The organism is Micromonospora sp. NPDC005979 (assembly GCF_040614415.1).
Lineage (GTDB): Bacteria > Actinomycetota > Actinomycetes > Mycobacteriales > Micromonosporaceae > Micromonospora.
On record NZ_JBEXUR010000012.1, the window covers coordinates 26,190 to 51,153 of the forward strand.

Consider the following 24,964-nt stretch of genomic DNA (forward strand, 5'->3'; position numbering starts at 1 on the left):
CCTGTGTCACAGGCGATCGGTGGCGAGCAGTCGGTCGCCGACGAAGGCGAGCAGCCAACCGCCGCCCTTCGGGGTGATGAAGTCCCCGTCGGCGCGGCCGGTCAGCCGCTCCAACGCGCCGGGCAGCACCTTGCCCTGGCTGCACACCGCCACCTGCCCGCCGGCGCAGGCCAACTCCAGCACCCGCGCGGCGGTCGCCAGCACCCGCTCGTCTAGCTGCTGGCCCGGCTGCGGCTCGTCCAGGTCGCCGCAGACCTCGATGGGCAGGTCGAGCAGCGCGGCGGCCGGGTCCAGGGTCTGCACGCAGCGGCGTGCCGACGCCGACAGCAACCGGGCCGGCCGGACCACGGCGATCAGCGGCGCCAGCGCGTACGCCTGGGCCCACCCCTCGTCGTCGAGCGGCCGGGCGGTGTCCGGACCGGTCCACGTGGCCCGCTTGCCGGCGTGCCCGTGCCGGACCAGCGCGACGGTCGCGGTCACCGACGGCAGCGTGGCGAACGCGGCCAGCACCTCGGTGTCGTGCGGGTAGCTGACCAGCCGGATCGCGTCGTCGACGGTCAGCCACCGGATGTCGTCGACCTCGGTGCCCGGCTGGAAACCCCCCTCGGCGACGGCGAGCATCGACCAGTAGTCGACCAGTTTGTCCTGTCCTTCGCTGCGGTAGCGCACCGACGGCAGTCGCACCTGCGGTACGCCCCGCACGTCGGCCTCCTCGGCCACCTCGCGGACCGCCGCGACGAGCGGGTGTTCGCCCGGTTCCAGCTTGCCCTTGGGCAGCGTCCAGTCCCCGTAGCGCGGGCGGTGCACCACGCAGACCCGTACGCCGTCGTCGGTCGGTCGCCAGCAGACCCCGCCGGCGGCCCGGATGCCCGTCACGGCAGCCATCTGGTCCGCCGTCGCCGGGTCGCCCGGTGCCACGCGTCGGGGAACCGGGCCCGCATCCGACGGACCGTGTCGCGTTCCCGCTCGGCCAGCCGCCCGGCGGTGACCGCGATCCCGTGGTCGCCGGGATGCTGGGCGGCGAGGGCGAGCCAGGTTTCGGCGGCCACCGCGGCGTCCTGGTGTTCGCCGAGGACGTCCTGGACGCGCGCCAACGCGCGGGCCAGCCGCCGCGCGTCCCTGCCGACGGCCGGGACCGCAGCGGTGACCGCGTACCGGGCCTGTTTGCCCTGCTTGCGGACGGCGTGCCAGCGGTCGTCGGGGGCGAGCGGGCCGAGCCCGTCGACGCCCTCCGGGCCGGTGAGCTGCCGCCACGGGCGGGCCACCAGCTTCGGTAGCGTCCGGGCCGCCGGGGTGGCCGCCCGCCGGGTGAGCCGGGGCGCGCGGGCGGCCAGCACGAGGGCGTCCACGAGGGCCAGGTAGCGCGGGGAGCGCAGCGCCTCGTCGATGGCGGCGAGCGCCTGCCGCTGCCGCTGCGCGAGCGCGTCGTCGAGCCGGTCCACCGCGTCCGCGTCGAGTGGGCTGAGCGGGTCGGCGGTCGCGGTGCGCCGCAGCCGCTCGCGCAGCACCTCGGCGTCGCGCGCCCCGCCGAGCACCCCGGCCAGCCAGCGCAGCTCGTCGCGCAGGGGACGGGCCCAGCTCCGACGTACGAGTGGACGGAAGGTCCGCAGGTCGCTGCGCAGCCGTCGGCAGGCCACCCGCATCTGGTGTACGGCGCTGTCACCGTCGCCGGTGGAGTTGTGCAGCCGGACGAGGGGATCGTGCGCCAGTAGCCGGCGTACCTCCTTGCGGACCGCCTCGGTGACCACCTCCCCGGCGCTCGGGTCGTCGGCCAGCTCGCCCGGTGCGACCAGGTCCGGTTCGGCCTGTGCCGCCGCCCCCAGCGCCCGCACGTGCTTCGGGGTGAACGAGCCGGCCCGCGCCCCGGCGTCGCGCAGCACCGCGCCGATGCGGCCCAGCAGGTCGCGGTCGCCGGCCTTGCGCTCGACCTCCACCTCGCGGAACTCACCCGTGGTGGCGCCGGCGTCGTCGAGGACGCGCACCCGGTCGTCCACCACCTCGGCGAGCACCGTGCCGTCCTCGGCGCACACCTCGTGGGCGTGCCGGACGGTACGCACCACCGTGACCGGTGCCAGGGGCGTACCCCGGTGCAGGGCGATGACCAGCTCGACCAGCTCCGGCGGCGGCTGACCGGCCGGGCCGGGACGGGAGATCTCGTGTCGGACGCCGGGCGGGCCGGTGGGCAGCTTCACCGTCCACGGCGGCTCGTCCCCGTCGCGGTGGCGCAGGGACGCCCCGGCGCGGGCCAGCCGCAGGTCGACCGTGTCGAGGTAGCGGGCGACGAGCGTCACCGGCGGCAGCGCCCGGACCCGGCCGCCGACCGGTGCGGTGGCGGACAGGTCGGGTAGCACGAAGGTGTCGTCCACCCCGTACTTCTGCTCCTCTTCGACCATCAGCTCAGCCTAGGCGGTGATCGCTCAGCCGGCCGTGCCACCGACGCGGCGCAGCAACAGTTCCTGGAGATGTACGCGGGACGTCTCGTCGCCGCCGGTACGCCGGGTCCAGGTGCCGTCGCCGGCCAGCTCGAACGCGTCGACGTCCGGGCTCATGGCGGCGGTCAGCACGTGGTCCAGCTCGGCTCGCGCGATCGGGTCGCTCACCTGCACCAGCGCCTCCACCCGCCGGTCCAGGTTGCGGTGCATCAGGTCCGCCGAGCCCATCCAGAACTCGGCCTCGCCGTTGTTGCCGAAGCGGAAAATGCGGGAGTGCTCCAGGAACCGGCCCAGGATCGAGCGCACCCGGATGTTCTCCGACAGCCCCGGCACCCCCGGACGCAGCGTGCACATACCCCGGATGAGCAGGTCGACGTGGACGCCGGCCTGGGAGGCCCGGTACAGCGCGTCGGTCACCCCCTCGTCGACCAGGGAGTTGACCTTGAACTGGACCAGGCCGGGCATGCCGAGGCGGACGTGCGCGATCTCCCGTTCGATCCGTTCGATCAGTCCGCTGCGGATGCCCTGGGGGGCGACCAGCAGCCGCCGGTACGCGGTCTGCCGGCTGTAACCGGTCAGCACGTTGAACAGGTCGGTGAGGTCCGCCCCGATCTCCGGGTCGGCGGTGAGCATGCCGAAGTCCTCGTACAGCCGCGCGGTCTTCGGGTGGTAGTTGCCGGTGCCGATGTGGCAGTACCGGCGGATCTGGTTGCCCTCCTGCCGGACCACCAACGCGGTCTTGCAGTGCGTCTTGAGCCCCACCAGCCCGTACACCACGTGACAGCCGGCGCGTTCCAAAGTCCGGGCCCAGCCGATGTTGGCCACCTCGTCGAAGCGGGCCTTCACCTCCACCAGCACCACCACCTGCTTGCCGGCGGCGGCCGCGTCGACGAGCGCGTCCACGATCGGCGAGTCACCGCTGGTCCGGTAGAGCGTCTGCTTGATGGCGAGCACGTTCGGGTCGGCGGCGGCCTGCTCGATGAAGCGCTGCACGCTCGTCGCGAACGAGTGGTAGGGGTGGTGCACCAGGATGTCCCCGTCGCGCAGGGTGGAGAAGACGCTGCGCGGCACCTCACCCTCGGTGAGCCGGGGGTGCGTGGCCGGTACGAACGGCGGGTCCTTCAGGTCCGGGCGATCGGCCTCGCCGTACACCTGCCAGAGCGCGGACAGGTCCAGCAGGCCGGGCACCCGCAGCACGTCCTGGTCGTCCATGTCCAATTCGCGGACGAGCAGTTCCAGCATGTGGTCGGAGATGGACGCGGCGACCTCCAGCCGCACCGGCGGACCGAAGCGGCGGCGGGCCAGCTCCCGTTCCAGCGCCTGGAGCAGGTCCTCGTCGCGGTCCTCGTCGACCTCCACCTCGGCGTTGCGGGTCACCCGGAACAGGTGGCACTCGACCACCTGCATGCCGCTGAAGAGCTGACCCAGGTGCACCGAGATCAGGTCCTCGACCGGCAGCATCCGTACGCCCGGCTGGTCCCGGTCGACGCGGACGAACCGCGGGACATTGTTGGGCACCTTCACCCGCGCGAACAGCTCGGAGCCGCCGTCCGGGTCGCGGACGGCCACCGCCAGGTTCAGCGACCGTCCCGAGATGTACGGGAACGGGTGCGCCGGGTCCACCGCGAGCGGGGTGAGCACCGGAAAGATGTGCTCCCGGAAGTAGGTGCGCAGCCGCTCCCGTTCGCCGTCGCCCAGATCGCCCCAGCGCAGGATGCGGATGCCCTCGTCGGCCAGCTTCGGCAGCACGTCGTCGACGAAGCAGGCGGCGTGCCGGGCGCCCAGCTCGGCGGTCCGTTCGGCGATCAGTTCGAGCTGCGTGCGCAGCGGGAGGCGGTCGCCGCCGCGTACCGGCAGGCCGGCGGAGAGCCGCCGCTTCAGACCGGCGATCCGCACCATGTAGAACTCGTCCAGGTTGCTCGCGAAGATCGCCAGGAACTTGGCCCGCTCCAGCAGGGGAGTGCGCTGGTCCTCGGCGAGGGCGAGCACCCGCGCGTTGAAGTCGAGCCAGGACAGCTCCCGGTTGAGGAAGCGGTCCTCCGGCAGCGGGGGAGGGGTCGGTGCCTGCTCGTCGTCCCCGGCGGAGGGCGAACCCGGCTGGACCCCACCGGCCGCCGGGCCGTCCGTCTCGGTGGTCGTGACGGCGGGGTCGAGGACCTCGTCCAGCCCGGAGGAGGCGCCCCCCGGGTCGTCGGCGAGCGTGTCGGCGCGGGCGGCGCCGGCCCGTTCGGCCCGGGACGGGCGGAAACGACCGTCGGTGCCGCGGATGCGGGCGCCGTTGCGGGGATCGGTGGCGGGCGGGGTGACCGGGTGCTCGCGAGGGGTGCTCACCCGCTCATAATCACCCGATTCGAGTTAACGCAAAATGAACTTGGCCCCGCCAACTCAGTTCATCGTCGGCAATGTCACCCGGACGACCTCACCGTCGGGATCGGTGTCGATCCGCACCCGCTGGCCGAGCCGGAGCAGCCGCAGGCCGGAGGCGTCGAACGCCCGGGCGGGAAAGCGCAGCTCGGTGCCGTCGTCGAGCAGCAGGACACCGCTGCGCGTCGCCGCGTCGTAGCTGGCCACCGTGCCCTGCATGCTGGCACCGTACACCGGCGGGGTAACCCCCGGGCTGCGCGGCCGGCGCCCTCAGCTCGTGGCGCGCGCCGGGCGGACCGTGGCGAGCAGCGCGGCCGTGCGCGGTCCCAGACCCAGGCGGGCGGCGTCGGCCAGGTCCCCGGCGGTGTCCACGTCGCGTCGCAGGCTGGGCCAGTCGCCGGTCAGCGGCAGCGCTCCGCTCGCCTCGTGCGCCGCCGCCGAGTCGATCCCGAACCGGGGGTCGAGGTCGACGCCCGGCGGGGCGGCGAGCAGCACGGTCCCCGTGCCGGGCGCGTCCGCGACGAACCGGCGTACCCCCTCGGGGTCGCGCTGCGCCGCGAGCAACGCGGCGGCCAGCTCGTCCGGGCGCAGCGCCGGCAGGTCGGCGGTGAGCCCGACCACCCACCGCGTCGGGGTTTGTGCCGCGCCGTGCCGGAACGCGACGTTCAGGCCGGCGTCCGGCAGATCGGCGAGCGTCCGCGCCCCGACGGCCCGCGCCGCCCGCGCCACCCGGTGGTCGTCGGTCACCACCAGGGCCTCGGCGACCGCCGGGCAGGCCAGCACCGCGCGGAGGGTGTCGGCCGCCAGCGCCAGCGCCAGCTCCTCATGGGGTACGCCGGGCAGAGCGCCCCGTAGCCGGCTCTTGGCGACGGTCAGACGCTTCACCGGCACCACCACGGCCCACCTCGGCTGACTCACGTCCGCAATCCTGCCAGCCGGACGACGGGACCCTCGCTGGCCGTACCGGGGGCGAGCAGGCATGATTTCCGCTGCGGGTGTCGCGGGTGGGGCGCGCGCGTGTGGTCGGGGCGCGACGAGGAGGCACAGTGGCACGGCGGAGGCTGGGGTTCTGGCAACGGTTCGCCGTGGGGCTGGTCAAGCCGGTGATGACCGTCTGGACCCGGCGGACCTGGCGCGGCCAGGAACACCTCGCCGGTGACGCCGGTGTGATCATCGTGCCGAACCACATCTCGCACGCCGACCCGCTGGTCTCCGCGCACTTCGTCTACGACTCCGGCCGGTGGCCGCAGTTCCTGGGCAAGGCCAGCGTGTTCCGGGTGCCGGTGGTCGGCTGGATCCTGCACCGCTGCCGGCAGATCCCGGTCGAGCGGGGCAGCGTCGAGGCGGTCCGCTCGCTGGACGCGTTGGTCGCCGCGCTCGACGAGGGCGGTGCGGTCGTGATCTACCCGGAGGGCACCACCACCCGGCAGCCGGAGCTGTGGCCGATGAAGGCCAAGACCGGCGCCGCCCGGCTGGCGCTGGCCACCGGCGCACCCGTGGTGCCGGTGGTGATGTGGGGGCCGGAGCGGATCTTCGACCCGCGCACCAGCCGGCTCAACCCACGCCCCCGGATCCCGGTGACCGTGGTCGCCGGCGCGCCGGTCGACCTCAGCCGCTGGGCGGACGCGCCACCGACCCGGGAAACCCTCGAAGAGATGACGGACGCCATCATGCTGCGGCTGCGGGACATGCTCGCCGAGATCCGGGGCGGGACCCCGCCACCCCTGTGGGAACGGCCGGCCCGACCGTCCGCCGGGCGGCCTGAGGGCGAAGCGGCATGAGCGGCCACGTCGCGGTGCTCGGTGCCGGCTCCTGGGGCACCGCCTTCGCCAAGATCCTGGCCGACGCGGGCCGGGACGTGACGGTGTGGGCCCGCCGGGCCCCCGTGGCCGAGAGCATCCGTACCGAGCGTCGCAACCCCGAGTACCTGCCGGACCTGCTGCTGCCGTCCCGGGTCACCGCCACCACCGACGCCGCCGAGGCGATCACCGGCGCCGAGGTGGTGGTGCTCTCCGTGCCGTCGCAGACCCTGCGCGGCAACCTCGCCGAGTGGGCCCGGCACCTGCACCCGGACTCGACGCTCGTGTCGCTGATGAAGGGCATCGAGCTCGGCACCACCAGGCGGATGAGCGAGGTCATCGTGGAGACCGCCGGGGTGGCCGCGGACCGGGTGGTGGTGGTCTCCGGCCCGAACCTGGCCCCGGAGATCGCCGCCGAGCAGCCGGCCGCCACGGTGGTGGCCGGTACGAACGCCGACCGGGCCACGCTCGTGCAGTCGTCGATCCGGACGCCGTACCTGCGCCCGTACACCAACGACGACGTGATCGGCTGCGAGCTGGGCGGCGCGGTCAAGAACGTGATCGCGCTGTCGTACGGCATCGCCACGGCGATGGGCTTCGGCGACAACACCCGGGCCATGCTGATGACCCGAGGGCTGGCCGAGACGGCCCGACTGGGCGTGGCGCTCGGCGCGGACCCGATCACCTTCGCCGGCCTGGCGGGCATGGGTGACCTCGTCGCCTCCTGCTCGTCGCCGCTGGCCCGGAACCGCACCTTCGGCGAGCACCTGGGCCGGGGCGAGACCCTGGAACAGGCCCAGGCCGCCACGCGACAGACCGCTGAGGGAGTCAAGAGCTGCCTCGCGATCCGCGACCTGGCCCGGGCGCACGGCGTGGAGATGCCGATCACCGAGCACGTCGAACGGATCTGCCACGAGGGGATGGACCCGCGTCTCGCCGTCCAGGCGCTGATGAGCCGCACCGCCAAGCCCGAGTCGTACGAGTGAGGACCTGATGAGCGAGTGGGGAGACGGCACCCGCTGTGTACGCGCCGGCCTGCCGGAGCCGGCACCGGGTGACCCGTTCCTGCCGGGGCCGGTGTTCGCCGCGCCGTACCACCTCGACCCCCGGGAGGGTCAGGGCTCGTCGCCGAACGGCTACGGCCGCCCGGACAACCCGACCCGGCGGCTGCTGGAGGCCGCGGTGGGCGAGTTGGAGGGCGGGGACTGCCGCGTCTTCGCCAGCGGTCAGGCCGCCATCACGGCGGCGCTGTTCACCCTGCTGCGCCCGGGGGACACCGTGGTGCTGCCCTCCGACGGGTACTTCCCGGTGCGGGCGTTCGCCACCGCCGTACTGGAGACGATCGGCGTACGGGTGCTCTTCGTGCCGACCGTCGGCCCGTACCCGTCGTTCGAGGGTGTCCGGCTGGTGTTGGTGGAGACCCCGGCCAACCCGGGCCTGGACGTGGTCGACGTGGCCGCCCTGGCGGAGCGGGCGCACGCCGCCGGCGCCCTGCTCGCGGTCGACAACACCACGGCCACCCCGCTCGGGCAGCGTCCACTGGACCTCGGCGCGGACCTGGTGGTGGCGTCCGGCACGAAGGCGCTCACCGGCCACTCCGACGTGCTGCTCGGCTACCTGGCCAGCCGGTCCGCCGAGGTGATGGAGGCGGCGACGCTCTGGCGTACCAGCACCGGTTCGGTGCCGGGCGCGTTCGACTCCTGGCTGGCCCACCGGTCGCTGGCGACCCTCGACCTGCGGCTGGCCCGGCAGAGCGCGAACGCTGCCGCCGTCGCCGACCTGCTGGCGGCCCGTCCGGACGTGACCGGGCTGCGCTGGCCGGGGCTTCCGGGTGATCCCGCGTACGCGGTGGCCTCCGCGCAGATGCGCCGGATGCCCGGGGTGCTGTCGTTCGACCTGGGCGACGCCGATCGGGTCGCCCGCTTCGTCGAGGCCGCCCGGCTGGTGGCGGCCGCCACCTCCTTCGGTGGTCTGCACACCACCGCTGACCGGCGCGCCCAGTGGGGCGACGACACCGCTCCCGGTTTCGTCCGGCTCTCCTGCGGCGCCGAGGACACGGCCGACCTGGTGGCCGACATCGCCGCCGCGCTGGACGCCAGCGCGGGGGCCTGAGTGCAGTCACCGCCGATCGACCGGTCGGCCCTGGTGGGCCAGCTACGCGCCGCCGGCTGCGTGTACGCCGAGGACGAGGCCGAGCTGTTGCTCGCCACCACCGACGATCCGGTAGCGCTGGCCGAGCTGACCGACCGCCGGGTGGCCGGTGAGCCGCTGGAGTACGTGCTCGGCTGGGCGGAGTTCTGCGGCCGGCGGATCGCCGTCGACCCGGGCGTCTTCGTGCCGCGCGGCCGGACGGCCCTGCTGGTCGACGTCGCGGTCGAGCTGACCGGCCCCGCCCCGGCCGTGCTCGACCTCTGCTGCGGCTCCGGGGCTGCCGCCGTCGCGCTGGCGCATCGGCTCGCGCCGCGCTGGCTGGCCGCCGCCGACATCGACCCGGTGGCGGTGGCGTGCGCCCGGCGCAACCTCGCCGGGCTGGCCGCCGAGGTGTACGAGGGTGACCTGTTCGCCCCGCTGCCCCGGCGCTGGCGGGGGCGACTCGATCTGGTGATCGCCAACGCACCGTACGTGCCGACCGACGCGGTGGCCCTGATGCCGCCGGAGGCACGGCTGCACGAGGCCCCGGTGGCGCTCGACGGGGGGCCGGACGGGCTGGCCGTGCTGCGCCGGGTGGGCGTCGAGGCGGCGACCTGGCTGGCCCCGGGCGGTCACCTGGTGGTCGAGGCCGGCGAGACGCAGGTGGACGATCTCTGCCGGTCGTTCGAGGCCGCGGGCCTGCTGCCGACCGTGCGGACGGACGAGGACCTCGACGCCACCGCGGTGACGGCTCGCCGCCCGAGCTGAGCCGCCCCCTGCTGCCATCACCGTGGCGGACGCGGAACCCGGTAGCGCCCGTGCGGTGGCGGCGTCGCTGAGCCGCTCGTGCGCCTCGGTGTCTGCGGCGTCTCGTGCGTCTCGTGCCTTCTCGTGCCTTCTCGTGCCTTCTCGTGCCTTCTCGTGTTTCCCGGGTGTCTCGGGTGTCTCGGCGTCTCGGCGCCACTTGCTGTGTCGCGTCCTTTGCTCTGCTTCAACCCAGGCAACACCCGCTGTCCGATTATCGGACGTCAGGTGTTTCCTGGGTTGAAGCAGAGCAAAGGACGATCCGAGCACCCCCGCTCCTCGCCGAGGGCTCGGTGCGGGCTGGTGCCGGGCGTGGCGCGGTGGCGCGGTGGCGGTGGTGTGGGGTGGGCGTGGCGGGGGAGCGGGGTTGGCACTAGCCTCGGCTCACACTCATGAGGGCGGGAGGCGGTTGCGGTGGGCAGCGCAGGGGTGCCGGTGGTCGTCGGCCTGGACAACGGTGGCACCAGCAACAACGCCACCGTGCTGACGGTGGACGGCCGCTTCCTGGTCGACGGCCTGCTGGAGATCCCCAGTGAGGTGCAGGCCGGCCCGGAGGCGGCGATCGAGGCGCTGGCGCGGGCGCTGGACGGGGCGCTGGCGCAGACCGGCGTCCCCCGCGAGCTGGTTCGGGCGGTCGGGCTCGACACCCCCGGTCCCGCGAGCGCGACCGGCGTCATCTCGTCGCGCGGCTCGACCAACTTCTCGCAGCCGGCCTGGCGTGGCTTCGACGTCCGGGGCGCGTTGGAGCGTCGACTGGGGCTGCCGGTGGTCTACCACAACGACGGCAACGCGGCGGCGCTCTACGCCCACCACGTGTACTTCGGTGACGAGGCGATGACCCGGTCGTCGGTCTCCGCGATCGTCGGCACGGGCCTCGGCGGCGGGGTGGTCGAGAGCGGCAGGGTGATCGCCGGCGCCGCCGGCATGGCCGGCGAGCTGGGTCACGTGCACATCCCGCTGGGCGGCCTGCTCGGCCCGGAGCAGTCGGAGCCGACCTGCGCCTGCGGCTTCACCGGTGATGTCGAGAGCATCGCCTCGCTGACCGGCATCGAGCGCAACCTGCTGCCGTACTGGCTGGCCCGGTATCCCGATCACCCCCTCGCGGCCGAGCCGGTGGCACGGGCGGCGAAGCTCGTGCGGGGCTACGGCGAGCGGGGTGACGCGTTGGCCCGGGACCTCTTCACCCAGCAGGCGATGGCTTTGGGCCGTCTGTTCACCCTGGCGGCCAACTTCACCGACCCGCACGCGTACTTCGTCGGTGGGGGTGTGGTGGAGGCCGCGCCGGCATTCCGGGACTGGTTCCTGGCGACGGTCCGCGAGCACACCGTGCTCCGCGCGGAGCAGGCCGCCGTCGCCACCTTCGCGCTCGTGCCGGACCGCGACATGGCCGGCGCCCGTGGCGTGGCGATCGCCGCCCTGGAGGCCGTACGTGCCGCGCCGGAGCCCCGCCCGCTGGTCGCCTGACTTCCCACCTGGCCGCGCCCCGCGTCCCGGGCCGTGTTCAGCCCGGTCGGCGGGGCGCGGGTCCTACTGGTTGGTCAGCGGCGCGGTGGGGCCTGGGCGAAGGTGGCCCAGGCCGCCGGGGGGAACAGCAGGGCCGGGCCGGCCGGGTCCTTGGAGTCGCGGACGGCCACCAGTCGGGGGATCGCGGCCACCTCCACGCAGGCTCCCTCGTCGCCGCTACGGCTGCTCTTGCGCCACGCCGCCGCGGCCAACGCCGCTGAGATCGTCGGTGTCATCGGTCTCCTACCGTCCCTTCAGGACTGACAGGAGCATCGCCCGGCTGTCCGCCGGACTGAGCGCCACGCTGCGCAGATGCTCCATGATCTTGGTGCAGGTACGCGTCTCGCCCGCCCGGTCGAGGATCATCTGACCGGCGACGGTCTCCACCGACGCGATGATCGGGTCCTCCGGATCGGCGAACTCCAGGATGTGCAGCGAGCCACGGGTGCCCCGGTGGTAGCCGGCGGCGAGCGGAATCACCTGGACGGTGATGTTCGGCAGCTCGGCCATCTTGACGAGGTGCCGCAGTTGGCCCTCCATCACCGACTCGTCGCCGACCGGGCGCAGCAGCGCGCCCTCGTCGATGATCGCGTCGAGGATGGGTGGGGTGTCGGCGGTGAGCCGCTGCTGGCGGTCGAGCCGGACCTTCACCCGTTGCTCCACCAGCTCGTCGCCGAGGGTGTGCGGGCCGCCGCGCATCACTCCACGGATGTAGTCGGCGGTCTGCAACAGACCGGGCACCACCGACGGCTCGAAGTTGGAGATGGCGGTGGCCTCCGCCTCCAGCGCGATGAAGTCGATGGTGCGCGGGTCGAGCAGGTACGAGTACGACACCCACCAGCCCGGCTTGCGCGCGTCCTTGGCGAGTTGCACCGCGGCGGCCACCTCCTCGGCGTTCACCCCGTACGAGGTGAGCAGGGCGCGCACGGTGGCCGGGCTGACCAGCGTCTGGGCGTTCTCGTAGCGCGAGAGGGTGCTGCGAGTGCTGTTGATCTCGTCCGCGGCGGACTCCAGCGTCAACCCGGCGGCTTCCCGGAACTGGCGTAGGGCGATGCCGAGTCGGCGGGCACGGGCGGTCTTGGGGGCCATGCATCGATGGTCGCACACATTTACGGGAACGGGTACATGAGAGATGGCCGATGAGAGTTGCATTCATGGCTGTAGACGTGTCAATCTGTTATCGCGTCCTCACCGCCGGTTGTCGTGGCGACGGTGGTGGTGAGCGACCGGAGGGGATAGGGCGCGCGGCGATCGGGTTTCTCCCCCGTACCCGATCGCCGCGTGCCGCCCGTGCCCGACCGCCGGAAGGGGACGACGTGCGTACCGGTCCGAAGTCTCCGCCCCCGCGCCGCGGGGTTCGGGGATGACCCGCTTCCTGGTCGTGCTCACCGACGTGCGTCCCGTCGAGGGCATCGACCGCAACGAGCGGGTCGCCCCCGAGCGTCGCCGCCAGGTGGTGGGCGCGAGCAGCAGGGAGGCCGCCGACCGGATCGCCGGCGCCTTCATGGCCCTGGGCATGGTCCGGGCCGGCCGGCAGCGGGTCAAGGTGATCGCGGTCGGTCGCCGGCACTCCCGGGACTGATTCGACCCCGCCATTCCGTCACACACCGTATATGCTCTGTTGACCGAATGCCGTGTCGCGTCGTGGCTCGCCGGGTATCGCCGCGCCTGATCGCCACGCACAGTAAGGTCAACCGGGTGAGCGCCACCGGCGAGCACGATCAGCCGCAGTCGCGTACGAAGAGGTGACCGGAGTGACCACCCCAGGCAAGACCCGCGTGGCGATCGTCTTCGGCGGACGCAGCCCGGAACACGGCATCTCCTGCGTCAGCGCCGGCAGCGTGTTCGGCGCCCTCGACCCCGACGAGTACGAGGTGGTGCCGGTCGGCATCACCCGCGCCGGCCAGTGGGTGCTGACCAGCGGCGATCCCGCCCAGCTCGCCATCGACGCCCGCCAGCTCCCGGAGATCACCGCAGAGTCCGGCGCGGACATCGTGCTGCGCGCCGACCCCACCGGCAACGGGCTGATGGTGCTCGACCCGACCGAGGGCCCCCGGGCGCTGGCCGACGTGGACGTGGTCTTCCCCGTGCTGCACGGCACGTACGGCGAGGACGGCACCATCCAGGGCATGCTCGAGATGGCCGGCATCCCCTACGTGGGGGCGAACGTCTTCGCCTCCGCCGCCGCGATGGACAAGGAGTTCACCAAGAAGCTCTGCGCCATCGAGGGCATCCCGGTCGGCGCGTACGCGGTGCTGCGCAACGGGATGACGCTGAGCGAGCAGGACAAGAAGCGGCTCGGCCTGCCGGTCTTCGTCAAGCCGTCCCGCGCCGGCTCCTCGTTCGGCATCACCCGGGTCACCGACTGGGCAAAGCTCGACGAGGCGGTCGCCACCGCCCGGCAGTTCGACCCCAAGGTCATCATCGAGGCCGCGATCGTGGGCCGCGAGATCGAGTGCGGTGTGCTGGAGGGCGAGGCCGGCGGCACCCCCGAGGCGTCCGTGCTGGCCGAGGTGCGTGTCGTCGCCGACCACGACTTCTACGACTTCGAGGCCAAGTACCTCGACGACTCCTGCGAGTACGACATTCCGGCCGGCCTGCCCGACAAGGTGACCCGCCAGGTGCAGGAGTACGCGATCCGCGCGTTCACCGCGCTGGACTGCGCCGGCCTGGCCCGGGCCGACTTCTTCGTCACCCCGGACCTGGACGTCTACCTCAACGAGATCAACACGATGCCCGGGTTCACTCCGACGTCGATGTTCCCCCGGATGTGGGCGGCCTCCGGCCTGGAGTACCCCAAGCTGGTCAGCCGGCTGATCCGTACCGCCCAGCGGCGCGGCGTCGGCCTGCACTGAGCCGAGGACGTCCTCGACGCGTGGCCCGTCGTACGGGCCACGCGTCGGCGCGTCAGCCCTGGCAGCCGGCGGGGACGGCGCCGCCCGAGGGGACCGACGCCACGATGGCGCTGGAGATCGGGGCGGCCCACTGCAACGGCTGCGGGTAGGAGCGCGGGATCCGGACCGTAACCGGCGTCTCCCGGTCGACGGTGGTGAGGACCGTCATGTCGGTCTCCTCGACGGGGTGCCAGCAGACCCGGTTGACCACCCAGACCTCGTCGGTGGCCGGAATGGTCGGCTCGGCGCCTCCGCAGGCGACGGTGAGCGCGGGGTCGCCGTACGCGGCGTTCTGCTCGGGGCCCGCCGTGACCGGACGCTGGGTCAGGTCGCGGATGGTCTGCGGGAGCTGGGAGAGCAGCGCCCGGCAGACCGTGGCCGGGCGCTCGGCCAGCGCCGGCGCGGCCATCTCGACCGGCGCGCTGGACTGTGCCCGGGTGGCGCTCGCGGACGGGCTCGGCGCGGCCGCCGGCGTCTCCGGGGCGAGTTTGGCAAAGGCCAGCACGGCCACCAGCAGCGTGACCGGTAGTGCGATCACCGTCGCGAGCAGGGCCGCTCCCCGGACGGTCCGGTCCCGGCCGGCCGGCGCGTCGGCGTCCGGGTCGGCGTCCGCGCGGGTACCTTCAGCCGGCTCGGGCGAGGTCTCCGCCGGCTCCCGCTCGCCGTCGTCCCGAACCGCCGAGGGGGTCGTCATCTCGTCCACTTACAGCCGCACCACCGAACACGTGAGGGTGCGGGTGATGCCGGGCACCATCTGCACCTTGCTGACGATGAGTTTGCCGAGCTCGTCGACGGTGTTCGCCTCGGTGAGGACGACCACGTCGTACGGCCCGGTGACGGCGTCGACGCGTACCACGCCGGCGATGTCCGCGATGAGACCCGCCACGTCCCGTGCGCGGCCGACCTCGGTCTGGATGAGGATGTACGCCTGTACCACGACTCGACCTCCGTCCGTCGCCGCCCGAAGGCGGCCCGAAGGGTGAAACTACCTTACGGACCAGGTCTGATCCCTATCGGTGGTCAAGGAGCAGCGGTGAGCGAGCGCGGCGGTGCCGGGCAGAACGGGTCGAACGCCGGCAGTGCCGCCAGCGTGGCCGGAATCGGCGAGTTCGGGCTGATCGGGCGGGTCACCGCCCGCCTGTCGATGGGCCCGACGACGGTGCTCGGGCCGGGTGACGACGCGGCGGTGGTGGCCGCGCCGGACGGCCGGGTGGTCGCCTGCACGGACGTGCTCGTCGACGGGCGGCACTTCCGGCGGGACTGGGGGTCGGCGCGCGACGTCGGTCACCGGGCCGCCGCCGCCAACCTGGCTGACGTCGCGGCGATGGGCGCCGTCCCGACCGCTCTGCTGGTCGCCCTCTGCATGCCCGCCGACCTCCAGGCGAGCTGGGCGGAGGACCTGGCCGACGGGTTGGCCGCGGAGGCCGCCACGGTCGGGGCGAGCGTGGTGGGCGGGGACATGTCGTCGAGCCCCACCCTGACGATCGCGGTCACCGCGCTGGGCGACCTCGGTGGCCGGGCGCCCGTGGTGCGCTCCGGCGCCCGTCCCGGCGACGTGCTGGCCCTGGCGGGTCGCATCGGATACGCGGCGGCCGGGCTGACCGTGCTCAGTCGCGGCTTCCGCACTCCCCGGCTGCTGGTCGAGGCGTACCGGCGGCCGAACGTCCCCTACCCGGCCGGGCCGCAGGCCGCCCAGCTCGGCGCGACCTCGATGATCGACGTCTCGGACGGGCTCCTCGCCGACCTGGGGCACGTGGCGCGGGCCAGCGGTGTGGCGATCGACGTGCGCCGCGACGCCTTCGAGGTGCCCCGGCAGATGGCGGATGCCGCGCAGGCGCTCGGCGTCGACGCGTACACCTGGATCCTGGCGGGTGGTGAGGACCACGCGCTGGCCGCGACCTTCCCCCCGACGGTGGCGTTGCCGCCGCAGTGGCGGCCCATCGGCACCGTGACGGACGGTGTCGGGGTGACGGTCGACGGCGGCGCCTACGACGGGCCCCGGGGCTGGGACCACTTCCGATGAGGCCACGACGGCGGCCGTACGCTGGATACCGTGAGTGAGATCGAGATTAGGCTGGTGCGGTTCGACGCGCCGGTGGCGCAGCAGTTGATCAAGGCCGCGTTGGCCGACCTGGCCACCCGGTACGGGGGCACCGGCGACGACACGCCGGTGGCGGCGAGCGAGTTCGAGCCGCCGGACGGCGCGTTCCTCGTCGCCTACCTGGCCGGTGAGCCGGTCGGCTGCGGCGGCTGGCGCAGCCACGGCGTGGACACCGCCGAGCTGAAGCGGATGTACACCGCGCCGACCGCGCGTGGACGCGGAGTGGCGCGCACGGTCCTCGCGGCCGTCGAGCGCTCAGCCCGGGAGCACGGCCGCAAGCGGGTGGTCCTGGAGTGCGGGGACAAGCAGCCCGAGGCGATCGCCATGTACGCGTCCGCCGGCTATGACCGGATTCCCAACTTCGGGTTCTACAAGGACGCGGAGGGCTGCGTCTCCTTCGGCCGCACCCTCTGAGCGGCCGGCGTCAAGCCGGGCAGGGACACGACAGAGCCGGCGGGCCGCAGGGCCCGCCGGCTGAGCCGAACGAGAAGAGTTGGTGCTGCCGCGTCAGGCGCGGGTGACCTTGCCGGCCTTGATGCACGAGGTGCAGACCTGCAGCTTCTTGGTGTTGCCACCACCGGCCGGGGTGCGCACCGACTGGATGTTCGGGTTCCAGCGGCGGTTGGTCTTCTTCTTGGACCAGGGCACGTTGTGGCCGAAGCCCGGTCCCTTGCCACAGACGTCGCACACGCTAGCCACGGGATACTCCTGGGATTGAAACGTTCATGAGGTCGCCGGCAGGTGCTGCCCGGGCAACCGCGTCAGCCTACCCGATGCCCCGCCGAGGTGACCAACCGCCCTGACCCGCGGAGCAGCCGCCCCACCGCTCAGTGGCTGGTGGCCGGCCCGCCGGGTGACGGGGGTGGTTCCGGCGGCAACTGTACCTGGCGGGCGGATCCCGCTCGTGCGGGCCGGGAGGGTGGGCCCCGTCGGGCGTCGGCGCAACCGGACACGCCGGACGAGTCCGACGTGTGTCGGCGCGCGCCAGTAGGCTTCTGCCCGTGCTGGACACCCTCGACGCCGCCACGGTCCGCCGTTGGTGCGCGAGCGGGCTGGTCGCGCTCAAGCGTCACCAGGGCGAGATCGACCAGCTCAACGTCTACCCGGTGCCCGACGGCGACACCGGCACCAATCTGGTGCTCACCCTCACCTCGGCGCAGCAGGCCCTGTCGATGGACCTGGACACCCTCCCCGACAGCGGCCCGACCGCCCACGGGCACGCGCTGCGGCTGATGGCGCAGGGCGCGCTGCTGGGCGCGCGGGGCAACTCGGGGGTCATCCTCTCGCAGATCCTGCGCGGGTTCGCCGACGCGGTCGTCGGCGTGCCGGCGGTGCGTGGGCGGGCCCTGGCCGGCGCGCTGCGGGCGGCGACCACCGCCGCGTACACGGCAGTCGGCCGTCCCGTCGAAGGCACCCTGCTCACCGTCGTCGCCGCCGCGGCCACGGGGGCCGAGCAGGCGGGCAGCGACGACCTGGCGGTGGTGGCCCGGGACGCGGCGCGGGCGGCGGCCGAGGCCCTGGCCCGTACCCCCGAGCAACTGCCGGCCCTGGCCCGCGCGGGCGTCGTCGACGCCGGCGGACGCGGGCTCTGTGTCCTGCTCGACGCCCTGGTCGAGGTCCTCACCGGGGAGAGCGCCACCCCACCCGCGCCGCCGCCGCGCACCGCCCGTCCGGCGGCCACCGTCGCGCGCGAGACCGGTTCCGAGGAGTACGCCTACGAGGTGCAGTACCTGCTCGACGCCCGCGCCGACGCGGTGGCCGCGCTGCGCCGCACCCTGGACGCGCTGGGCGACTCACTGGTCGTCGTCGGTGACGGACGCGAGCCGGACGGCACCTGGACCGTGCACGTGCACGTCAACGACGTGGGCGCGGCGGTCGAGGCGGGGATCGCCGCCGGCCGTCCGTACCGGATCTCGGTGACCCGCTTCGCCGATCAGCCGGAGCCGGCCGGCGGTCCGCCCGAGGACGGCCGGGCCGCCGTTGTCGTGGCCACCGGCGCCGGGATCGCCGAGCTGTTCGCCGCCGAGGGTGCGACGGTGGTGCGCGGCAACCCGTCCATCGGTGACCTGCTGGCCGCGGTGCGCGGCACCGGGGCGGCCCGGGTGGTCGTCCTGCCGAACGATCCCAACACGGAGGCGGTCGCCAGCGCGGCGGCCGGCGAGGCGCGCCGGCACGGCGTCAAGGTGAGCGTGGTGCCGACCCGTTCGCCGGTGCAGGCCCTCGCTGCCCTCGCGGTCCGCGACGGCGCCCGCCGGTTCGAGGACGACGTGATCGCGATGGCCGAGGCGGCCGGGGCCTGCCGCTACGCCGAGGTCTGCCACGCCAGCCGCGAGGCGCTCACGGTCGCCGGCCCCTGCCGTCCCGGTGACGTGCTGGCGCTGGTCGAGGGCGAGGTGCACCTGATCGGCACCGACCTCACCGACACCTGTGCCGCCGTCGTCGACCGGATGCTCGGCGGTGGCGGGGAACTGGTCACCCTGCTCGCCGGGGTGGACGCCCCCGTCGGGCTCACCGATGCCGTCCGCGCGCACGTCGCGCGACGCTGGCCGTTCGTCGAGGTGCAGGCGTACCCGGGCGGTCAGCCGTTCTATCCGCTCCTGGTGGGGGTCGAATGAGTGAGCCGGCCACGGTGGACACGCCGCTGAAGAAGCTCGTCGGCGACAAGACGGCGAAGGCGCTGGCCTCCCAGCTCGACCTGCACACGGCGGGCGACCTGATCTACCACTTCCCGCGCCGCTACGACGAGCGTGGCGAGCACACCGACATCCGGTCGCTGGACGTCGGGGAGCAGGTCACCGTGCTGGCCCAGGTGCAACGCACCGCCGTGCGGCCGATGCGCCAGCGCCGGGGCAACCTGCTCGAGGTGACCGTCGGCGACGGCTCCGGCGGTGTGCTGACGCTGACGTTCTTCGGCAACCAGGCGTGGCGCGAACGGGAGCTGCGGCCCGGCCGGTGGGGGCTGTTCGCCGGTAAGGTCACCGAGTTCCGGGGCAAACGGCAGCTCAACGGCCCGGAGTACGTCCTGCTCGGCGAGGGCGGCGAGGGCGAGGCGGCGGTCAACGACGAGATCGAGGAGTTCGCGGGCGCGCTGATCCCCGTGTACCCGGCCGCCGCTGCCGTACCGACCTGGGTCATCGCCCGTTGTGTACGGGTCGTCCTGGACACGTTCACCCCGCCGGACGACCCGCTGCCGGCCGCCGTCCGGGCCAGCCGCAACCTCGTCGACCTGGGCGCGGCGCTGCGGGAGATCCACCGACCGTCCACGAAGGAGGCCCTGCACCGGGCGCGACGGCGGCTCAAGTGGGACGAGGCGTTCGCCGTCCAGTTGACGCTGGTGCAGCGCAAGCACCGGGCCGCCGACTGGCCGGCCCGGCCCCGGCCGCCGCGCGCCGACGGGCTGCTGGACGCGTTCGACGCCCGTCTGCCGTACGAGCTGACCGCCGGCCAGCGCGAGGTGGGCGCGGAGATCGCCGAGGACCTGGCCGCCGCGCACCCGATGCACCGCCTGTTGCAGGGCGAGGTGGGATCGGGCAAGACGGTGGTGGCCCTGCGGGCCATGCTCCAGGTGGTCGACGCGGGCGGGCAGGCCGCGCTGCTGGCCCCCACCGAGGTCCTGGCCGCGCAGCACTACCGCGGCATGCTCGACCTGCTCGGGCCGCTGGGCCGGGCCGGTGAGCTGGACTCCGCCGACCACGCCACCCGGGTCGAGCTGGTCACCGGCTCGCTGGGCGCGGCGGCCCGCCGCCGGGCGCTCGGCGAGGTGGCCAGCGGCGCCGCCGGCATCGTGCTGGGCACCCACGCGCTGCTCTACGAGGGCGTCGACTTCGCCGACCTGGGTCTCGTGGTGGTCGACGAGCAGCACCGCTTCGGCGTGGAGCAGCGCGACGCGCTGCGTGCCAAGGCCGACCAGCCGCCGCACACGCTGGTGATGACGGCGACGCCGATCCCGCGCACCGTGGCGATGACCGTCTACGGCGACCTGGAGGTGTCCACCCTCTCGCAGCTGCCCCGGGGCCGGTCGCCGATCGCCTCGCACGTGGTCCCGGCCGCCGAGAAGCCGGCCTTCCTGGACCGGGCGTGGCGTCGGCTGCGCGAGGAGGTGGCCGCCGGCCATCAGGCGTACGTGGTGTGCCCGCGGATCGGGGACGGTCCGGTGTCCGACGAGGAGCCGCCCCCGGAGGACGACAACGGTCGGCGGCCTCCGCTGGCGGTGACCGAGGTGGCGCCGCTGCTGGCCGAGGGACCGCTGCACGGGCTGCGGATCGGGGTGCTGCACGGTCGGTTGCCGGCCGACGAGAAGGACGCGGTGATGCGTACCTTCGCCGCCGGTGACCTGGACGTGCTGGTGGCGACCACGGTGATCGAGGTGGGTGTGGACGTGCCCAACGCCACCGTGATGATCGTGCTGGACGCCGACCGCTTCGGCGTCTCGCAACTGCACCAGCTCCGGGGCCGGGTCGGCCGGGGCGCGGCCGCCGGACTCTGCCTGCTGGTCAGCGAGGCGGCCGAAGGCTCGTCGGCGCGGGAGCGGCTGGACGCGGTGGCCTCCACCAGCGACGGGTTCAAGCTCGCCGAACTGGACCTGGAGCAGCGCCGCGAGGGCGACGTGCTCGGTGCCACCCAGTCCGGGCACCGCTCGCACCTGCGGTTGCTGTCGCTGCGCCGCGACGCCGACCTGATCCGCGACGCCCGCGCCGAGGCGATCACCCTGATCGAGGACGATCCGGAGCTGGCCCGGAACCCGGCGCTGGCCGCGTCGGTGGCGGCGCTCGTCGACGAGGACCGCGCGGAGTACCTGGAGAAGGGCTGACCCGACCGTCTCGGAACGTAGGTTGTGGAGTCGAAACTCTGCTCGCCGGGGGAGAAGTATGTCGGAGATTCCGCTGAATAGATTCGGCCGGATCCGTGCGGGCGAGAGTGAGGGTTACTTCCTGCACGTCCACTTCGACAGGGACGTCACCGGCGGGTTCTACGTGTATCTCGTGGATGACCTCGAGAATCCCTCTGATGGCGGCGATTCCTGGGCGAGAGATGAGGACGAGCTCGCCACGTTGTTCCGAACTTCCGAATGGAAGATCGAGTGGCTGGAGGGTGTATGCGTCAGCTGCGCGAGCCCTGGGACATGAATGGAGGGTGACTCGTGGCTCCTCGACGACTGAGATACTTCGGCTTCTACGAAGACCTCGGATATGTCATCGGCGAGGGCGTGAAGCTCAGAAACGTCCGACGCTCCACGAGCGGTGACAAGTCGCTTGTCGTGGCGTACCTTCGCGCTGGGCTGCCACTAGTGGTCGTGCCCGGCGACATTCGTGATCCGCTGACTCCGGCCGGCCCGATGGTCCCGGGCGGGGAGAGCGTCTTGACCGACGGCGTCTGGGTCTGGCCGCGGATCGCGGCGGAACTGGTGGACATATATGACGTTGCGCTGCCTGACGACTTCCATGCTCATCTCAGTGCCTTGAACTTCGTCATGCCTGAACTGAGTGCGGACGAGGTACGCGGCACCTTCGAGATTGCCAAACCGGCGCTCGCGGTCCAACCGGTTCTCGGAGGAGAGAGTCGAGAGAGCTTGCGGATACTCGACGTACGGGACCTTCGTGAAAATTCTGTGGTCTGCACCGTACGAGCCGAGGGCGGTGTCGTGCGTGCGGGGCAAAGGCTCAGTAGCCCTGCTAACGCCTCGGCCTTGACGGTCGGAATGATAACTGGCCCCGCTGGTCGACTGACTCGTCTTCTCGACGGCCAGACCGCCAGAGTTGGTCTGGTTGGCCCCGGCTGTGACCGCTTGGTGGCGGGTGTGACGTTGATCAGATCAGAGGATGACCCGCAGGGCCCTGCCTAGGCAATCTCCAGCTGCCAGCACACTGGACCGATCAGGCGCTGCCCCCGGAAGCGACCGAGGGCGCGTCGACCGGGTGGTCGACGCGCCCTCGGGCTTCAGCTCAGGTCAGGTCAGGCGGTGAAGGTCACCCGACGCCGACGGGCGATGACGAAGAGCACCGCGCCCGCGATCAGCAGGGCGACCGCGCCGGCGGCGATGCCGCCCGCCGCCGCACCGGTGACCGGGAGGCCCGGCTCGTCCTCGCCGCCGCCACCGCTACCGCCGCAGTTGCCCTCTGGCGTGTAGACGGCTTCCAGCTCCAGGTCCAGGTCCGGCAGGGCGACGAGCGCCGACTCGGCCTTGCCGGCCTTGAAGGTGACCGTCTCCGAGGCGCCGGCCGCGACCGTACGGGTCTCGGTCTTGTCGCCGTAGGTGAAGGTCGTCTTCACCGGCTGGCCACCCTCGGGGTTGGTGACGGTGAGGGCGAACTCCTTGCAGTCGGCCTTGGTGGTGACGGCCGGCAGCGGGCAGTCCTCGGGGCGCGCCCACGAGTAGGTGCCGTTCTCGATGACCTTGCCGTCGACCAGGACCTCGATCTTGCCGGCGTCGGCGGCGGGCACCACGATGCTGGTGTCGGCCTTGCCCGGGGCGACGGAGACCTTCTTGGTGAAGCCGTTCTCGCCCTTGACCTCGAACTCGACGGCGTACTTGCTGATCTTGCCGTCGTTGCTCAGCGACACGGCGACCGAACCGTCGCAGTTGGACGCGAAGGTCGAGGCCGGGGTGGCGCAGCTCTTGCTGCCGCCGTTGTACCAGCCCTGCGGGCCCTTGGACCGGTTGCCCGGGGCACCCGGCGAGCCGAGCTTCTTGTTGTCGTAGCGCTTGCCGCCGTCGACGATCTCGTCGATGACCTGGTCCTTGTCGCCCCAGATGAGGTCGACCTGGGTGTGGCAGTCCGGGATCTCGACGTTCAGCGTGATCTCGGTCTGGGTGGCGCTGACGAAGTCGCTGTCCGGCGTGCCGTAGACGTACTGCGGGGTGGCGAACTGCGGCCGCGGCGCGAAGTACGACACCAGCGTGAAGTACTGCTTGCCCTCGCCGCAGAGCGGCAGGTCACCGTCGAGCTTGACGGTGGCGGTGCCCTTCGGGCCGTCGAACGTGTGGCTGTACTTGGCCTTGTCGAGCTCGACGCACTTCGGGGCCGGCGCGCAGGACTGGTCAGCGGGGATGGTGATGCTGCCGTCGTTGGTGGCTTCCTGGCCGTTCTTCTTCCACTTGCCGAACACCACGAGCTTGGCGCTGGCGGTGTTGCCCGGCACCCGCTGGACGGCCTGCACGGAGCCGGCCTTCTTGATGACGTAGCCCTGCAGCGGCACCGCCTTGGCGCCCTCGACGGGCACGTTCACCGGCGTGGCCGGCTCCGCGGTCACCCGCTGGAGCGTCACGGCCTTGTCGCGCTCGCTGTTCTCCACGTTCCACGTGATCACGCGCTCGCCGGTCTGCCGGTCGCAGTCGACGGTGGCCTTGATCGTGGTGTGGTGCGCGCTGGCTGGGGCGGCCACCGCGACGACCCCGGTGAGGCCGACGATGGCGGCTCCCAGGATGGCCAGCGGTCGCCGGAGCGACAGCTTGGGACGGATCACGGGTACTCCTGGAGTGCTGAAGCGTCAGGGGTGTGGCACGGGAGAGACGGTGGACGGTCACCGCACGTCCGATTCGGAGAGGCGCCCTCCCGAGCCGTGGGCCGGCGGGTTGTCGCCGGCACCCGGCAGACCCTAGCGATATCGCCTCGCGTGAGACAGTGCTCAGGATTTGCTAAGACTGATGTTATGAACTTGAGATCATTGATATACGAGAAGTGATCACATGGTCTGCGTGGCGGTACCGACCGTGTCCGTCGTCGAGCCCTGCTGATCGCGTAGCGTCGTGGCCATGAGCAGGAGGAGACGGTGACCCGGATCGTGGCCGGAACGCTCGGAGGTCGGCGGATCGCCGCGCCGCCCGGCGCCGGCACCCGGCCTACGTCCGATCGGGTCCGGGAGGCGCTCTTCAGCGCCGTCGAGTCCGAGGTCGACCTCGACGGCGCGCGCTTCGCCGACCTGTACGCCGGCTCCGGCGCGGTCGGGCTGGAGGCCCTGTCCCGGGGCGCCGGGCACGTCCTGCTGGTGGAGTCCGACCCGCGCGCCGCCCGGGTGATCCGGGAGAACGTGGCGACCCTGCGAGCCGGCGCCGCCGTACGCCTGGTGGCCGGCAAGGTGGCGACGGTGCTGGCCGCCGGTCCGGACGGCGGCGGGTACGACGTGGTCTTCGCCGACCCGCCCTACGCCGTGCCGGACGCGGAGATCACCGCGCTGTTGACGACGTTGGTCGACGGCGGCTGGCTGGCGCCCGACGCCCTCGTGGTGGTGGAGCGGTCGCGCCGGACCAGGGACTTCGAGTGGGTGCAGGGGATCACCCCGCAGCGCAGTCGCCGGTACGGCGAGACCACCCTTTGGTACGGTCGCCGATCATGAGACGTGCGGTCTGTCCCGGCTCGTTCGACCCGGTCACCAACGGACACCTCGACATCATCGGCCGCGCCAGCCGGCTGTTCGACGAGGTGATCGTCGGCGTTCTCGTGAACCAGTCCAAGAGTGGCCTGTTCACCGTCGACGAGCGGATCGAGATGCTCCGCGAGGTGACCGCGTCGTACGGCAACGTACGGGTCGAGTCTTTCCGTGGGCTCCTCGTCGACTTCTGCCGGGCCCAGCAGGCGAGCGTTCTGATCAAGGGGCTGCGGGCGGTCAGCGACTTCGACTACGAGCTGCAGATGGCCCAGATGAACATCGGGCTGGCCGGCGTCGAGACGCTGTTCATGCCGACCAACCCGCTCTACTCGTTCCTCTCGTCCAGCCTCGTCAAGGACGTGGCCAAGTGGGGCGGCGACATCTCCGCGCACGTCCCCGACCCGGTCCGCGAGGCCCTCCAGGCCCGCCTGCGCCCCTGACCCCGCGCCGCCGCCTCCCTCGCCGATCTTGCACTTTCGGTCGCCGTTCTGCCCTCTTCGTAACGGTTTGCCGCGACAGAAACCGCAAGATCGGCGAGGTGCAGGCGGGGAGTGACCGGGCCGCGACGCG

The 24,964-nt window shown here is 72.8% G+C and carries 26 protein-coding genes; 15 read left to right on the forward strand and 11 right to left on the reverse strand.

Annotation, left to right across the window (positions count from 1 at the left end):
- Nucleotides 1–6 precede the first annotated feature (6 nt).
- Genes ABZ272_RS20430 through cofC form a run of 5 tightly spaced genes read right to left on the reverse strand, consistent with a single transcriptional unit; the run spans nt 7 to nt 5,714 of the window.
- On the reverse strand, nt 7–885 hold the full coding sequence (locus tag ABZ272_RS20430; protein ID WP_355051526.1) for an NUDIX hydrolase: 879 nt from the start codon (nt 883–885) through the stop codon (nt 7–9).
- Nucleotides 873–2,393, reverse strand: coding sequence for a CYTH and CHAD domain-containing protein (locus ABZ272_RS20435; protein WP_355051527.1), 1,521 nt, complete (start codon nt 2,391–2,393; stop codon nt 873–875). The genes ABZ272_RS20430 and ABZ272_RS20435 overlap by 13 nt, the downstream gene beginning before the upstream one ends.
- A 24-nt stretch (nt 2,394–2,417) precedes the next feature.
- A complete protein-coding gene (locus ABZ272_RS20440; RefSeq protein WP_355051528.1) occupies nt 2,418–4,763 on the reverse strand; it encodes an RNA degradosome polyphosphate kinase in 2,346 nt (781 codons plus the stop codon).
- 54 nt (nt 4,764–4,817) lie between these two features.
- Nucleotides 4,818–5,015 carry a hypothetical protein gene (locus ABZ272_RS20445; protein ID WP_007456426.1) on the reverse strand — a complete coding sequence of 66 codons (198 nt, stop codon included), beginning with the start codon at nt 5,013–5,015 and terminating at the stop codon, nt 4,818–4,820.
- 51 nt (nt 5,016–5,066) lie between these two features.
- Nucleotides 5,067–5,714, reverse strand: coding sequence for a 2-phospho-L-lactate guanylyltransferase (gene cofC, locus ABZ272_RS20450; protein ID WP_355051529.1), 648 nt, complete (start codon nt 5,712–5,714; stop codon nt 5,067–5,069).
- 128 nt (nt 5,715–5,842) lie between these two features.
- Here cofC and ABZ272_RS20455 point away from each other — a divergent pair, with 128 nt between their 5' ends.
- From ABZ272_RS20455 to ABZ272_RS20475, 5 genes are all read left to right on the forward strand, one after another.
- Nucleotides 5,843–6,577 carry a lysophospholipid acyltransferase family protein gene (locus ABZ272_RS20455; RefSeq protein WP_355051530.1) on the forward strand — a complete coding sequence of 245 codons (735 nt, stop codon included), beginning with the start codon at nt 5,843–5,845 and terminating at the stop codon, nt 6,575–6,577.
- A complete protein-coding gene (locus tag ABZ272_RS20460) occupies nt 6,574–7,581 on the forward strand; it encodes an NAD(P)H-dependent glycerol-3-phosphate dehydrogenase (protein WP_355051531.1) in 1,008 nt (335 codons plus the stop codon). The genes ABZ272_RS20455 and ABZ272_RS20460 overlap by 4 nt, the downstream gene beginning before the upstream one ends.
- A 7-nt stretch (nt 7,582–7,588) precedes the next feature.
- Nucleotides 7,589–8,707, forward strand: a complete 1,119-nt coding sequence (locus ABZ272_RS20465) for a cystathionine gamma-lyase (RefSeq protein WP_355051532.1) — start codon at nt 7,589–7,591, stop codon at nt 8,705–8,707.
- Nucleotides 8,708–9,493: a putative protein N(5)-glutamine methyltransferase gene (locus tag ABZ272_RS20470; RefSeq protein WP_355051533.1), complete on the forward strand. Its 786-nt coding sequence runs from the start codon at nt 8,708–8,710 to the stop codon at nt 9,491–9,493.
- Nucleotides 9,494–9,943: 450 nt separating this feature from the next.
- The gene (locus tag ABZ272_RS20475) at nt 9,944–10,993 is read left to right on the forward strand and encodes an ROK family protein (protein WP_355051534.1); all 1,050 of its coding nucleotides are present in this window, start codon (nt 9,944–9,946) and stop codon (nt 10,991–10,993) included.
- A 74-nt stretch (nt 10,994–11,067) separates the two neighbouring features.
- Here the strand turns inward: ABZ272_RS20475 and ABZ272_RS20480 are convergent, their stop codons facing one another.
- On the reverse strand, nt 11,068–11,268 hold the full coding sequence (locus tag ABZ272_RS20480; RefSeq protein ID WP_355051535.1) for a DUF397 domain-containing protein: 201 nt from the start codon (nt 11,266–11,268) through the stop codon (nt 11,068–11,070).
- A 7-nt stretch (nt 11,269–11,275) separates the two neighbouring features.
- On the reverse strand, nt 11,276–12,121 hold the full coding sequence (locus tag ABZ272_RS20485; protein ID WP_355051536.1) for a helix-turn-helix transcriptional regulator: 846 nt from the start codon (nt 12,119–12,121) through the stop codon (nt 11,276–11,278).
- A 274-nt stretch (nt 12,122–12,395) separates the two neighbouring features.
- Between ABZ272_RS20485 and ABZ272_RS20490 the strand changes: the two genes are divergently transcribed.
- Complete coding sequence (locus ABZ272_RS20490; RefSeq protein ID WP_088946586.1) at nt 12,396–12,614, forward strand: hypothetical protein; 219 nt, start codon at nt 12,396–12,398, stop codon at nt 12,612–12,614.
- A 172-nt stretch (nt 12,615–12,786) separates the two neighbouring features.
- Nucleotides 12,787–13,887 carry a D-alanine--D-alanine ligase family protein gene (locus tag ABZ272_RS20495; protein WP_355051537.1) on the forward strand — a complete coding sequence of 367 codons (1,101 nt, stop codon included), beginning with the start codon at nt 12,787–12,789 and terminating at the stop codon, nt 13,885–13,887.
- 52 nt (nt 13,888–13,939) lie between these two features.
- On the opposite strand, the gene ABZ272_RS20500 is transcribed toward ABZ272_RS20495, so the two are convergent.
- Together ABZ272_RS20500 and ABZ272_RS20505 are read right to left on the reverse strand one after the other, a co-directional pair.
- Nucleotides 13,940–14,620: a DUF3515 family protein gene (locus ABZ272_RS20500; protein ID WP_355051538.1), complete on the reverse strand. Its 681-nt coding sequence runs from the start codon at nt 14,618–14,620 to the stop codon at nt 13,940–13,942.
- Between the two features lie 9 nt (nt 14,621–14,629).
- The gene (locus ABZ272_RS20505) at nt 14,630–14,863 is read right to left on the reverse strand and encodes an Lrp/AsnC ligand binding domain-containing protein (RefSeq protein ID WP_007456453.1); all 234 of its coding nucleotides are present in this window, start codon (nt 14,861–14,863) and stop codon (nt 14,630–14,632) included.
- Nucleotides 14,864–15,016: 153 nt separating this feature from the next.
- Between ABZ272_RS20505 and ABZ272_RS20510 the strand changes: the two genes are divergently transcribed.
- The gene (locus ABZ272_RS20510; protein ID WP_355051696.1) at nt 15,017–15,949 is read left to right on the forward strand and encodes a thiamine-phosphate kinase; all 933 of its coding nucleotides are present in this window, start codon (nt 15,017–15,019) and stop codon (nt 15,947–15,949) included.
- Between the two features lie 30 nt (nt 15,950–15,979).
- Nucleotides 15,980–16,441: a GNAT family N-acetyltransferase gene (locus ABZ272_RS20515; protein WP_355051539.1), complete on the forward strand. Its 462-nt coding sequence runs from the start codon at nt 15,980–15,982 to the stop codon at nt 16,439–16,441.
- 93 nt (nt 16,442–16,534) lie between these two features.
- On the opposite strand, the gene rpmB is transcribed toward ABZ272_RS20515, so the two are convergent.
- On the reverse strand, nt 16,535–16,726 hold the full coding sequence (gene rpmB / locus ABZ272_RS20520; RefSeq protein WP_091671657.1) for a 50S ribosomal protein L28: 192 nt from the start codon (nt 16,724–16,726) through the stop codon (nt 16,535–16,537).
- Nucleotides 16,727–17,028: 302 nt separating this feature from the next.
- On the opposite strand from rpmB, the gene ABZ272_RS20525 reads away from it, so the two are divergent.
- From ABZ272_RS20525 to ABZ272_RS20540, 4 genes are read left to right on the forward strand one after another with little or no spacing between them, the layout of a single operon-like run.
- On the forward strand, nt 17,029–18,642 hold the full coding sequence (locus ABZ272_RS20525; RefSeq protein ID WP_355051540.1) for a DAK2 domain-containing protein: 1,614 nt from the start codon (nt 17,029–17,031) through the stop codon (nt 18,640–18,642).
- Nucleotides 18,639–20,837, forward strand: a complete 2,199-nt coding sequence (gene recG / locus ABZ272_RS20530) for an ATP-dependent DNA helicase RecG (protein WP_355051541.1) — start codon at nt 18,639–18,641, stop codon at nt 20,835–20,837. Before ABZ272_RS20525 ends, recG begins: the two co-directional genes overlap by 4 nt.
- 58 nt (nt 20,838–20,895) lie before the next feature.
- Nucleotides 20,896–21,153 carry a hypothetical protein gene (locus ABZ272_RS20535; RefSeq protein ID WP_355051542.1) on the forward strand — a complete coding sequence of 86 codons (258 nt, stop codon included), beginning with the start codon at nt 20,896–20,898 and terminating at the stop codon, nt 21,151–21,153.
- Between the two features lie 14 nt (nt 21,154–21,167).
- Nucleotides 21,168–21,869: a hypothetical protein gene (locus ABZ272_RS20540; RefSeq protein WP_355051543.1), complete on the forward strand. Its 702-nt coding sequence runs from the start codon at nt 21,168–21,170 to the stop codon at nt 21,867–21,869.
- 110 nt (nt 21,870–21,979) lie between these two features.
- Here ABZ272_RS20540 and ABZ272_RS20545 read toward each other — a convergent pair whose 3' ends face one another.
- Nucleotides 21,980–23,491, reverse strand: coding sequence for a cell wall anchor protein (locus tag ABZ272_RS20545; protein ID WP_355051544.1), 1,512 nt, complete (start codon nt 23,489–23,491; stop codon nt 21,980–21,982).
- A 306-nt stretch (nt 23,492–23,797) separates the two neighbouring features.
- Between ABZ272_RS20545 and rsmD the strand changes: the two genes are divergently transcribed.
- Nucleotides 23,798–24,361, forward strand: a complete 564-nt coding sequence (gene rsmD / locus ABZ272_RS20550) for a 16S rRNA (guanine(966)-N(2))-methyltransferase RsmD (protein WP_355051545.1) — start codon at nt 23,798–23,800, stop codon at nt 24,359–24,361.
- Entirely contained in the window at nt 24,358–24,834 is a 477-nt protein-coding gene (coaD, locus tag ABZ272_RS20555; RefSeq protein ID WP_355051546.1) for a pantetheine-phosphate adenylyltransferase, read from the forward strand. The genes rsmD and coaD overlap by 4 nt, the downstream gene beginning before the upstream one ends.
- Nucleotides 24,835–24,964 lie beyond the last annotated feature (130 nt).

Bases quoted from the DNA above. Each gene is read 5' to 3' on its own strand.
- ABZ272_RS20430 (WP_355051526.1), bottom strand. From the start codon at position 885: ATGGCTGCCGTGACGGGCATCCGGGCCGCCGGCGGGGTCTGCTGGCGA.
- ABZ272_RS20435 (WP_355051527.1), bottom strand. From the start codon at position 2,393: ATGGTCGAAGAGGAGCAGAAGTACGGGGTGGACGACACCTTCGTGCTA.
- ABZ272_RS20445 (WP_007456426.1), bottom strand. From the start codon at position 5,015: ATGCAGGGCACGGTGGCCAGCTACGACGCGGCGACGCGCAGCGGTGTC.
- ABZ272_RS20460 (WP_355051531.1), top strand. From the start codon at position 6,574: ATGAGCGGCCACGTCGCGGTGCTCGGTGCCGGCTCCTGGGGCACCGCC.
- ABZ272_RS20465 (WP_355051532.1), top strand. From the start codon at position 7,589: ATGAGCGAGTGGGGAGACGGCACCCGCTGTGTACGCGCCGGCCTGCCG.
- ABZ272_RS20480 (WP_355051535.1), bottom strand. From the start codon at position 11,268: ATGACACCGACGATCTCAGCGGCGTTGGCCGCGGCGGCGTGGCGCAAG.
- ABZ272_RS20485 (WP_355051536.1), bottom strand. From the start codon at position 12,121: ATGGCCCCCAAGACCGCCCGTGCCCGCCGACTCGGCATCGCCCTACGC.
- ABZ272_RS20490 (WP_088946586.1), top strand. From the start codon at position 12,396: ATGACCCGCTTCCTGGTCGTGCTCACCGACGTGCGTCCCGTCGAGGGC.
- ABZ272_RS20500 (WP_355051538.1), bottom strand. From the start codon at position 14,620: ATGACGACCCCCTCGGCGGTTCGGGACGACGGCGAGCGGGAGCCGGCG.
- recG (WP_355051541.1), top strand. From the start codon at position 18,639: ATGAGTGAGCCGGCCACGGTGGACACGCCGCTGAAGAAGCTCGTCGGC.
- ABZ272_RS20535 (WP_355051542.1), top strand. From the start codon at position 20,896: ATGTCGGAGATTCCGCTGAATAGATTCGGCCGGATCCGTGCGGGCGAG.
- coaD (WP_355051546.1), top strand. From the start codon at position 24,358: ATGAGACGTGCGGTCTGTCCCGGCTCGTTCGACCCGGTCACCAACGGA.